Origin of the sequence: Microseira wollei NIES-4236 (genome assembly GCF_020521235.1) — a bacterium.
In the GTDB taxonomy this organism is placed as follows: Bacteria; Cyanobacteriota; Cyanobacteriia; order Cyanobacteriales; family Aerosakkonemataceae; genus Microseira; species Microseira wollei.
Window position 1 is genome coordinate 1 of the sequence record NZ_BLAY01000075.1, and the last position, 10,817, is coordinate 10,817.

The following is a 10,817-nucleotide window of genomic DNA, read 5'->3' on the forward strand; positions in this document are numbered from 1 at the left end:
ACAACCTGTAGGGGCACGGCACCAGCAACTATTGTTCTCAAAACAGAGAAGGTTTATACTGCCGTGCCCCTACCGCCGCCGATGTTAGGGATGATTTGTTTAACAAATTGCAAATTGACCAACAAAAGAATCAATTGGTGGAACAACCTGTAGGGGCACGGCACCAGCAAATATTGTTCTCAAAACAGAGAAGGTTTATACTGCCGTGCCCCTACCTGTTGGCGAATCAATTGGTGGAACAACCTGTAGGGGCACGGCACCAGCAACTATTGTTCTCAAAACAGAGAAGGTTTATACTGCCGTGCCCCTACCGCCGCCGATGTTAGGGATGATTTGTTTAACAAATTGCAAATTGACCAACAAAAGAATCAATTGGTGGAACAACCTGTAGGGGCACGGCACCAGCAAATATTATTCTCAAAACAGAGAAGGTTTATACTGCCGTGCCCCTACCGCCGCCGATGTTAGGGATGATTTGTTTAACAAATTGCAAATTGACCAACAAAAGAATCAATTGGTGGAACAACCTGTAGGGGCACGGCACCAGCAAATATTATTCTCAAAACAGAGAACGTCTATACTGCCGTGCCCCTACCTGTTGGCGAATCAATCGGTGGCACAACCTGTAGGGGCACGGCACCAGCAAATATTGTTCTCAAAACAGAGAAGGTTTATACTGCCGTGCCCCTACCTGTTGGCGAATCAATCGGTGGCACAACCTGTAGGGGCACGGCACCAGCAAATATTGTTCTCAAAACAGAGAAGGTTTATACTGCCGTGCCCCTACCTGTTGGCAAATCAATCGGTGGCACAACCTGTAGGGGCACGGCACCAGCAAATATTATTCTCAAAACAGAGAACGTCTATACTGCCGTGCCCCTACCGCCGCCGATTTTAGGGGGGAATTTCTGTTGGTAATAGCCTCGCGTCCATTAAAATGGACAAAAAGCTGAAAATAGAAACTTGAACATTCCTCGCTCGCTCTGGGTACAGGTAAAATCTCATCCGATCGGCGCAATAATTGTGGCGTTCGCTCTGATTTTTTTTGCATCCAGCAGTATCCGACACGCTTTGCTTCAATCCTCGGCGTGGGATTTAGCCATTTTTGACCAAGCTGTTTATTTAATTAGCCAAGGTCAATCTCCCATTTCGTCTTTGATCGGGTTTCACATTCTAGGCGACCACGCGGCTTTTTTGTTATATCCCCTAGCCTTACTGTATAAAATTTACCCGGATGTCCATTGGTTGCTAGCATTGCAAGCCTTGGCGTTGGCATTTGGCGCGTTACCTACCTGGTATTTATCGCTAGAAGCAGGGTTAAAAAAAACACAAGCAATCGCAATGGTGGCGGTATATCTTTTATATCCGCTGGTGTTTAATATTAATTTGTTTGATTTTCATCCAGAAGTCTTCGCTTTACCCGGAATTTTAGCAGCAGTTTTGGCGGCGAGGTTAGGTGCGGTTGGGTGGTTTTGTGTTTGGATTATTTTAGTTTTAAGTTGCAAGGCGGTATTAGCTTTAACGGTAGCAGCAATGGGATTGTGGCTGCTGGTGTTTGAAAAGCGACGTTTGTGTGGTGCGATCGCTCTATGCACTGGCATCGCTTGGTTTATAATTGCCACTGGAGTTATTATTCCCTTTTTCGGTGGCGAGTTAGCAACTATTGGGCGCCACCTTTCCCGCTATCAACATTTGGGAAACTCTTTTTCAGAGATTGTAAAAAATCTTCTGCTTCAGCCAGGTTTATTTATTAAAAGCGTATTCTCACTAGCTAATTTAGAATATCTTGTTCTGCTATCAGCACCGATAATTTGGGGAATTTACCCGCAACATTTAACGCCTTTAGTAGGTGCAATTCCCGCCTTGGCGATGAACATTCTCGCAGATGACTTAACTCAAAAAAACTTAGTCCATCAATATTCGCTGCCAGTTTTGCCGTTTCTGCTATTAGCAGTAATTTCCAGCTTAGCCGCTGGACGAGGATGGCTGCGTCCGCGAGGAATAATTATTTGGTCGTTAGTGGCTTTTTTAGCATTGGCAAAGTATGGTTATTTTGGTTCCATTTATCTGAATTCTCTGGATAATTGGCAGGCTACGCGGGATGCGATATCGCAAATTAAAACCTCAGAGAGTGTCTTAACTACCCATAATATTGCACCTCATTTAGCGCAACGACGTTTAATTAAATTTACCAACGCCGATTCACCCCCGACTGACTTGAATGAGTTTGAATACATCTTACTCAATTTGCGCCATCCTGGTTGGAAAAGTAGCCGCGAATTTGCGGAAAATTTAGTGAATAAAGTGCAAGATAATCCTAATTTTAAGTTAAAATTTAAACAAGATGACGTTTATTTGTTTAATCAAACTAATCGTTCGTAGTAAGGAATTCAGTCTTTCCTCTGTTGCTGAATCAGGACTAAAGTCCTGACGACGAACGATCTGTCAATTTCAGGACTTATATTATGTCCGTTGAATCACCCATAATAAAACCTGACCACGTTGCCACCCAGATGATGGGAATTTAGGGAACATCCGAGATATCTTGCCAGAACAGATAACCTTCAAGCTGCCTTGGCCCTACGCTCAATCGCGGGTAATCGACCGGACATGATATGACGCAGCAACTCCAGATATGGTGGAGATGGTGCGTTACGCTTGGCTAACGCACCCTACATCTAGAGACTTTGGGATAAAGAGAAAAGTTGCTCAGCAAAGGATGCAATCAAATCGCGGTATGCTAGGCGATCGCGCCAGGATTGGGGTATCCCCTGTTCTCCATAAAAGGCTCCGGCTAACTGTCCGTAAACTGCCCCCGTTGTATCGGCATCATCCCCCAAATTGACGGCTAAAAGACAGCCTTCTTCAAAAGATTGACTGTGGTAGAATGCCCACAACGCTGCTTCTAAAGATGCGACTACATAGCCGGAACCTTTAATTTCTGGGGGTTGACGATGTTTAAACGATCCTGCTGCAATGGCGTCGATTTCATCAACTAATGGATTTTGTTGCCAATAGTTGGGAATCGGGCTGTAATATGGGGAGAGTAACTCATCTCGACTAGCTCCATTGACGGCTCCCACAAGCAGCGCGCCTAAATATCGACAAGCATCAATAGCAGTTGCTGCGCCATGAGTTGTGCGAGAACTTTCACCGGAAAATGCGATCGCATCTTCAGGGTTTTGAGCGAAAAACAGGGGTACGGGCGCCAAGCGCATAATCGACCCATTCCCAGCACTGCGGGGATTTGTGTCACCACAGTAGGATTCTCTTGTCTTCTCAAATCGCATCAGCGCCTTTCGCACAGTACGACCAATATCAAAGAAGTATCCTTTGCTACTCAGGTATCCGCGTCTATACCATTGCAGATATCGTTGCAGTTGATCGATGGGGACAAACCCGTTTTGCTCGATCAGACTTTCTGCTAAACACAATGCCATTGAAGTATCGTCTGTCCACTCTCCTGGTTGCAGTCCAAAAGGACCGCCGCCAACCATATCCTTAATGGGTGTAAATGTGTCAGGTGGTTGGAACTCTAGGGTGGTTCCCACCGCATCGCCAGCAGCTAAGCCGAGAAGACATCCCCGATAACGCTCGATTGCTTGCATAAACAGGACTTACGCAGGTTGAGGCCATCACCTTTGTTTCTTGGCGCCTGATAAAATTAAACCATTTTTTCTAAAGCTGTTTGCAAATCTTTTGTCAGATCGGCAACAGCTTGGCGACGATTGCTTTTATAAGCATCCCAACGTTCTGATATTGATATCGGTTCTCCTATACTTAAGCATACCCGTTGCTTACCCAGTTTTGGGCGCTTGAAGGCGTTACCGCCTTTAATTTTGGTCATTGTATCCCAAATGAGCAAAGTTGTTTCCGCAAACCGTTCGGGGGTTTGTTTTTCGATAACATACCTACCAGTTACAGCTACGAAACTTTCCACCAAGCGCATGTGCCACATTCGCAAACTGGCCTCTTCGGCAATCCGATCGGCGAGTCCTCGTTCTAGAGGGGGTAAAGCGTCTATATTTTTAATATCTTCTCGAAATATCCAATCCCACCCCGCTTGCTCTAGACGCCGACAGCGGTCGATTAAGCTACCTTTGGGCTGGAGGTTAAACGCTTGCTCTGCTACTTTTAAGGCTACATCGAGGAGAGATCCCAGTCGAGTTACTAACTCTTCATTCGTACTGGGGAGAGCGAATCGAGTGCTGGTAGAAGCGGCGGGCAAGGTTTGGTGATAAAACCGAGTGTAGAATTCTTCCACGCGGGTGAGTAAGTGTCCGCTCAAGCGAAACAAGCGCCGGTAACGCAAATGATGTTGGCTTTTTGCGGTTTCCTCGCTTAAATTCAAATCCTCTACAGGTAAACCGCTATCAATTTCTAATTGAGTTAAAAGCTTGTCTAAGGCATCCCACGGATCGTGTATATACTGATACTTAATACCAATGGGCACGATTAAAACTTGTTCCGAGCGTCCGGCTTTCAGTATATCTTCGACACACCAAAATCCCAGTTGGCATATTCCCGGTTCTAGGGGGCTGACAACTTCATTATGTCCGTTGGTGGCGCCTTCTGGAGCTGCCATCATGGGCAAGTTACCGTTGGCAAATAGCTCCCGTGCCGAGCGCAAACCGAGTCGGTCTACTTTCCCTCGCAGGATGGGGGTTCCACCTAGACGGGGATATAGCCATTCTACGATTGAACCAGCCCATAGGGGAATTCCCCGATCGTAGATAAAATGGGCGTGTACGGGATAGTTCAGCGGGATTTGCTTTCGTTTGGCAAGCTGCGGTACCAGATTCCACAGCAGGTGCATTAGGCTAAAAGGATCGTCGCCACTGGGATGGCGAAATGCCATTAAGAAGCGGATTTTCCCAGATTGAAACTCGTGGTAGAGATCGACGAGGCGTTCCACGTTATCTGCTTGAATGTCGCTGATATTGGTGCGCGATCGCCACCAAAACGGTAGTATCCACTGGCATCCCCGTAAAACTACCGAGTTGAGTGCCGGTGGAATAAATTCTAAAGGCGGTTGAACCTGACTCATAGCTGTCGTTATTCGGTGGAATTGATGAGTTTATTTTATTTAATCTTCGTTTTCTATAATAATTCTATCAATTCATACCCCTGAGACGATTGTAAGTTTTGCTATATTCAAAAATAAAATCATTGGAGAGTTTAGTCTTATTTGTCAACCTTAGAATTACTGAAATATTGGGTGATTTTGCGACGATTGGCTAGCAGCCATTTTTCCTGACTCTATTCAGTAGAATAACCCAAGGCATTTCTCCGAAAAGTGTATTTTAATTTAAGTATAAGGATTGAGAGCTGCTTCACAAAAACTTTAAAAAACCCAGTAGGTAACCCCGCTCCTGTAAAGTTTTCGTGAAATCACACTAAAAATATGACGGGCGTCACAAATAGGGGTGTATTAATATGAATAAGAGTTCAATTTTCATCTATCCCAAAGATAAAATTTGAACTCTGACTAAATGTAAGCTCAACAACTAGCTCCACGTTGAGTTGAACGGGAAGCGAAAAACTAACAGTTTGGGCATAGGCAATCGAAGAGATTGGTAAACTTCTTGTCTGTGCAGCACGATTAAGCAGACCTAAATTTACTTCATCAGGGGTTAAATCAGGGTATCTAGGTCTGATGATTAACATGTGATTCTTGCGGGTAAAAGTCGTTTGTCAGATAGGTAGTTATGTTCCACCTGAAGTCCCCTAAACCTAATAATTTTGACCAAGCTTTGAGCTTCCTGGAACAAAATCCTGCGCTCTCAGATTCATTGTTGGCTGAGTGTAACCACGACGTAGAAAAGGTTACAACGATTATCCAACCGATTTTGAATGCTGCCTTGCGTTGTGAAATTGCTCGCTTCTACATTCAGGCAATTACAACGGGTAGAACGACTTTTCTCGTGACGAACTTAAAAGAGTCGGAAGCGCTTCAGATTACGGACAGTGCTGCCAGCTGGTTGCTGGGACGTTCTGGCAATTGCGCGATCGCGATTAAAGATACCTGTATCTCTCGCCAACATGCCGTGATTGGACATGTCTTAGGCAGAGAGTTCTACATTACAGACGTTGGTAGCAGCAACGGGACTTGGGTAAATCATCGTCGCCTAGCTCATTTGGAGCGTTGTCTCCTTAGAGATGGCGACCTAATCCAGTTAGGTCCGGTACAGATAGAATTTTTTATCGCTAACAGTCAAATTTGGTCACCCGCAGCGTTTGATGTGGGTGTGACTGAATTTTGTTAATTCGGAAATGGGTAATGGCAAATTTTAGATTGCAGATGGCAGATTTAAAATCAATCTGCCATCTGCAATCTGCAATCTGCAATTCCCTACGTTGCAGCAGGTTGAGCGGGTTGGTCGATCAGTTCTTGGAACCGGATGGCGTCGGAGCGGGGGTCAACATAGCTGACGCGGACATCCAGACGCTCGCCCAGCGCCACGGAGCGCTTGATTTGCATGGGTAATTCTAGTCCCAGATCTTCTAGGAGAATTAACCCCAACCGTTCATCTTCCCTCAGCCAGCGCAACAATACCGCTTGCCAAGCTTGCTCCGAGGTGCGTCGGAGATATTCCAAAGCCCAATAGCGCTGGGTTTGGCGTTCTACGAGCGAGGCTTCTTGAGAAGCCGTCGTGACGCCGATCATCACTTCTTTGACTTCTTCTGCGGAAAAGGGCGGCTGTTCGCCTCGCAGGTGGGCTTTAATTTGGAAGTGGGTGAGCAAGTCGCTGTAGCGCCGGATGGGAGATGTTACCTGGGTATAGCTATCTAAGCCCAAACTGGCATGGCGAGCGGGGGTAATGCTCATTTCGCTGCGGGGCATACAGCGTCGGATGGCACAGGCGCGCACTGGACCGGCGGGGAGTTGTAGCAGTTCTTCGTCTGGGGGCAGTTCGGGTTGGGGTTGAGAGCGGAAGGGTAGGGCAAGCTGGTGGGTTTGCGCGTAACGGGCGGCGACTTCGCCTGCTAAGATCATCATTTCTGCTACTAATTGCCGCGAAGGCGAGTCCTCCAACACTTCGATGTGGATCTCGTCGGCGTCAACTTTAATGCTCGCTTCTGGCAGGTGGATATTGATCGCGCCTTGGGAACGCCGCCACATTTGTCGCCGTTGGGCGTATCGCGCGATCGCATCTATTTCCAGTTCTGCTGGAACTCCCAGTTGCAGCATCTCATCCACATCTTCGTAAGTCAACCGATAGGTAGGTTTGATAATGCTGGCGTGGATGCTGTATTCCGAAACGGCACCGTCGTCATCTAAAATAATGCCAAAACTGAGGGCGTTGCAGATTTTCCCCTGCACCAGACTCATCGGTCCGGTAGCCAGTTCCGCTGGGAACATCGGTATCATGCCAGTTGGCAAATACAACGTCGTGCTGCGCCGTCTGGCATCTAAGTCTAATTCATCACCTGGAGTGAGCCAGCGCGTCGGGTCGGCGATGTGAACCCACAGTCGCTGTTTCCCGTCTGGGATTAATTCCCAACTCAAGCCATCATCGATTTCTTTTGTACTTTCGTCGTCAATGGTATAAACTTTGAGTCGGGTCAGATCCAGGCGCTCTGAGTCCGGGTCGGGGGGAGCAACCTCAGTTCGCTGGTGAGCCACTTCTAGCACCTTTGTTGAAAAATTAACTGGAATTGACGAGCGCCGCAAAAATAAGTTTTCGTGGCGACTCCACAGGCCCAAGTCCACCAACAAATCGAAAGCACCTTGGGGGTTTTCCGGTCGTTTGAGGGCAGCCAGGGTTTCCACTGCGGCAGCGCGCCCAGTTGCTTCGTCTCCTTGGATGGCAAACCGTTCCAGTGCTTCTAGGCGATGGCGATCGCTCTGCTGCCATTCTACCTGAAAGCCACGCAGCGCTTGCTCTACCCGCGCCCAAAACTCCTTCTGCTGAGTCTCCCGCTCTCTTGCTACTTCCAATTGATGTTTTATTTCTGCCACTTGGTTCGTCGAGCGGGGTTCGTAGCGATCGCCTTTTTGTTTAAAATACAGTTTGTCTTCCGATAACAAATAGTACGCCGCGTAGCATTGCGCCGGACTTTTTTCCGAGAACAGCAGCATTGCCATTTCCGCCGGATCTACTGCCAAACCCTCTTCTACTAGGAATTCCCAAGCGACTTCCAAGCTTTCTGGGTCGATAAACGGATCTACCTCTTTGCGGAAGCGGGGTATATCCGACGGTTTGTAAGTTTCACCGTTTACTTCGTAACTAACTTGTTTAGCATTAATGGTACGAGCTTGACCGCGATCGTCTACTACGATCCAGTGGTTTTTGCCCTCCGGACGTTCTGCCACGGCGAGGCAGCGCTCTCCATGTAACCGAAATTCGACTAGGGTTCCTTTTTCCACAAGTTACTTTGATTCCCGGCACTTCTATATATATAAGTTATCCCAGACGCGCGCCATCGCTTTGTTCTTAGTAGGCGCTGTCTTCGCCGTTTCCGACTTTAAGCTATTCTTAATTTGCCCAATTCCTCTGTTTATTAGCTTGAATAGTTATGAGTGTAGAGTTTTAAGTTCCTATGAACCCTTATCTCTACCACTCAAAACTATTTTTGTTAGCCTTCTTGATTGATGAAAGGCAACAATGCCACAATGCGTGCCCGCTTAATCGCAAGTGTCAAGTCTCTTTGTTGCTTAGCGGTCAACCCGGTAATGCGGCGCGGCAAAATCTTCCCGCGTTCGGTGATAAATTTCCGCAACAGATCGATGTCTTTATAATCAATTGGTTCGCTTGGTTTAATCGGCGAAAGGCGACGACGGTAGTAGGTCATAGTTCTTGGTAATTGGTCATTGGTCATTGGTAATTGGTCATTGGTAATTGGTCATTGGTAATTGGTCATTCCCATTACCGATTACCCATTACCCATTACCATCTACTTGATTTCTTTGTGGACGGTATGTTTGTTACAGTGAGTGCAGAACTTTTTCAGTTCTAACCTTGCCGTCGTGTTGCGACGGTTCTTGGTTGAAGTGTAACGAGATACGCCCTTTGAGCGCTTGGCTGGGTTAGAGCGACACTCGGTACATTCCAGGGTGATGATAATACGAACACCTTTTGCCATACTTTAAACTTAGGTGTAAAGTCAAGAACAGAATTAATCACAAATTTCTATTCTCGCATAAGACGAGTCGCTTGTGCAACCAGCCGCTTGCAGCTGACGAGTCACAGGAGCAGGTGAGCAGGTGAGCAGGTGAGCAGGTGGGCAGGTGAGCAGGGGGGAAATTATTTTACTTGTGAGAGCAAGAAACTTTGGTGATAGGTCGCCCAAGCGTAAGTCCTGTAAATCTAAAATCTAAAATCTAAAATCTAACTTATTGTACGAGGCTGGGGAAAAGGCAATGCTTTCGGTTCAACAAGCAGAGGAAATAATCTTCAATCGGGTGCAGCCGTTGGATGCAAAGCTTGATGCAGAAGTTGCAGACTTATTGGCGGCGAGCAATCGCATTTTGGCAATGCCGGTAACGAGCGATCTGGATTTTCCCCATTGGGATAATTCGGCGATGGATGGTTACGCGGTGCGATCTGCGGACGTGGAAGGCTGTAGCGCCGAACAGCCAGCAGTATTGGAAATTGTAGAGGAAATCCCGGCGGGAAAGCAGCCCCAGCATACTATTCAACCAGGACAAGCGGCGCGGATATTCACCGGGGCGATGATGCCAGAGGGGGCGGATACCGTCGTGATGCAGGAAGTAACGCGCCTTTCAGGTTCCCGCGTTGTCATTTTAGCAGCCCCAAAACCCCAAGCTTTCGTGCGCCATCGGGCATCTTATTACCAAGCTGGTACGCCCTTGCTGATGCCGGGAATACCCCTATTCGCCCCGGAAATCGCGATTTTGGCATCGGCGCAATGTCCGCAGGTTTCGGTTTACCGCCATCCTCGCGTGGCGATTTTATCCACGGGTGACGAACTGGTGACGCCGGATCGTCCCTTACAACCGGGTCAGATTGTAGACTCGAATCAGTATGCAATGGCTGCTTTAGTGGCACAAAGCGGCGGCATTCCTCTTTTGCTGGGTATTGTTCCCGATCAACCATTAGCGCTGAAAAATGCGATCGCCTCCGCCCTCACCTCTGCCGATATCGTTGTTTCTTCCGGCGGCGTTTCTGTGGGAGATTACGATTACGTAGACCGCATTCTGGAATCTCTTGGTGCTGAAATACACCTGCGTGCAGTTGCGATTAAACCGGGTAAACCCTTGACATTTGCCACGTTTAAGCGGGGCGAAGCCCAGCGCCCAGTTTTATACTTCGGACTTCCGGGAAATCCCGCATCTTCCCTGGTAACATTTTGGCGGTTTGTCCAACCGGCACTGAAGAAACTGTCAGGACTTGCTCAGGGTTGGAAACCGATGTTCGTGCAGGCGCGTGCTGGTCAAGATTTGCGTTCCGATGGCAAGCGAGAAACATACCTCTGGGGACAGATGCATTTAATAGAAGGAGGTTATGAATTTCAGCTTGCAGGTGGCAGCCACAGTTCCGGTAACTTGATTAACCTATCGCGAACCAATGGATTAGCGGTTCTGCCAGTGGGTATAACCTCAATCAACGCCGGAGAGGCGGTGCAAGTTTTACAAGTTGGGTTGCCCTTTGGGGATTGAAGACTGGAGTCTGGGTGTGTTGATGCAAACGAAGGGGAAATCGCCGGATTTGGCGCAAGTCCGGCGTAAAAATAGCTTTCAGTATACAGCCTCTGCGATCGCTGCGCTGCCAAAATTTACAAGCGTAGGCTGGGTATGTTGATTTCGGCTAGTGGGAAATCAACAACAACCCGCCAACATGGACAGGACTTAC

11 protein-coding genes are annotated in these 10,817 nt (G+C 47.6%); 5 read left to right on the plus strand and 6 right to left on the minus strand.

Annotated elements, in window-relative coordinates; genetic code table 11:
- Positions 1–205: 205 nt before the first annotated feature.
- The 3 genes from MiSe_RS23395 to MiSe_RS23405 all read left to right on the plus strand — a co-directional run bounded on the left by MiSe_RS23395 (position 206) and on the right by MiSe_RS23405 (position 2,382).
- Complete coding sequence (locus tag MiSe_RS23395) at positions 206–391, plus strand: hypothetical protein (RefSeq protein WP_226585381.1); 186 nt, start codon at positions 206–208, stop codon at positions 389–391.
- Between the two features lie 194 nt (positions 392–585).
- Positions 586–918, plus strand: a complete 333-nt coding sequence (locus tag MiSe_RS23400) for a hypothetical protein (protein ID WP_226585383.1) — start codon at positions 586–588, stop codon at positions 916–918.
- 45 nt (positions 919–963) lie between these two features.
- Complete coding sequence (locus MiSe_RS23405) at positions 964–2,382, plus strand: DUF2079 domain-containing protein (RefSeq protein WP_307731515.1); 1,419 nt, start codon at positions 964–966, stop codon at positions 2,380–2,382.
- A gap of 296 nt (positions 2,383–2,678) precedes the next feature.
- On the opposite strand, the gene MiSe_RS23410 is transcribed toward MiSe_RS23405, so the two are convergent.
- The 3 genes from MiSe_RS23410 to MiSe_RS23420 all read right to left on the minus strand — a co-directional run bounded on the left by MiSe_RS23410 (position 2,679) and on the right by MiSe_RS23420 (position 5,667).
- Positions 2,679–3,608 carry an ADP-ribosylglycohydrolase family protein gene (locus tag MiSe_RS23410; RefSeq protein ID WP_226585386.1) on the minus strand — a complete coding sequence of 310 codons (930 nt, stop codon included), beginning with the start codon at positions 3,606–3,608 and terminating at the stop codon, positions 2,679–2,681.
- 56 nt (positions 3,609–3,664) lie between these two features.
- Positions 3,665–5,047, minus strand: a complete 1,383-nt coding sequence (locus MiSe_RS23415) for a lysophospholipid acyltransferase family protein (RefSeq protein ID WP_226585388.1) — start codon at positions 5,045–5,047, stop codon at positions 3,665–3,667.
- 401 nt (positions 5,048–5,448) lie between these two features.
- The gene (locus tag MiSe_RS23420) at positions 5,449–5,667 is read right to left on the minus strand and encodes a hypothetical protein (RefSeq protein ID WP_226585390.1); all 219 of its coding nucleotides are present in this window, start codon (positions 5,665–5,667) and stop codon (positions 5,449–5,451) included.
- A 41-nt stretch (positions 5,668–5,708) separates the two neighbouring features.
- Here MiSe_RS23420 and MiSe_RS23425 point away from each other — a divergent pair, with 41 nt between their 5' ends.
- Positions 5,709–6,266 carry an FHA domain-containing protein gene (locus MiSe_RS23425; protein ID WP_226585393.1) on the plus strand — a complete coding sequence of 186 codons (558 nt, stop codon included), beginning with the start codon at positions 5,709–5,711 and terminating at the stop codon, positions 6,264–6,266.
- Between the two features lie 86 nt (positions 6,267–6,352).
- On the opposite strand, the gene MiSe_RS23430 is transcribed toward MiSe_RS23425, so the two are convergent.
- From MiSe_RS23430 to rpmG, 3 genes are all read right to left on the minus strand, one after another.
- A complete protein-coding gene (locus tag MiSe_RS23430) occupies positions 6,353–8,371 on the minus strand; it encodes a ribonuclease catalytic domain-containing protein (RefSeq protein ID WP_226585395.1) in 2,019 nt (672 codons plus the stop codon).
- A 209-nt stretch (positions 8,372–8,580) separates the two neighbouring features.
- Positions 8,581–8,796 carry a 30S ribosomal protein S18 gene (rpsR, locus tag MiSe_RS23435; RefSeq protein WP_226585466.1) on the minus strand — a complete coding sequence of 72 codons (216 nt, stop codon included), beginning with the start codon at positions 8,794–8,796 and terminating at the stop codon, positions 8,581–8,583.
- 102 nt (positions 8,797–8,898) lie between these two features.
- A complete protein-coding gene (gene rpmG, locus MiSe_RS23440; protein WP_226585397.1) occupies positions 8,899–9,087 on the minus strand; it encodes a 50S ribosomal protein L33 in 189 nt (62 codons plus the stop codon).
- Between the two features lie 277 nt (positions 9,088–9,364).
- Between rpmG and MiSe_RS23445 the strand changes: the two genes are divergently transcribed.
- Positions 9,365–10,624 carry a molybdopterin molybdotransferase MoeA gene (locus MiSe_RS23445; protein ID WP_226585399.1) on the plus strand — a complete coding sequence of 420 codons (1,260 nt, stop codon included), beginning with the start codon at positions 9,365–9,367 and terminating at the stop codon, positions 10,622–10,624.
- Positions 10,625–10,817 lie beyond the last annotated feature (193 nt).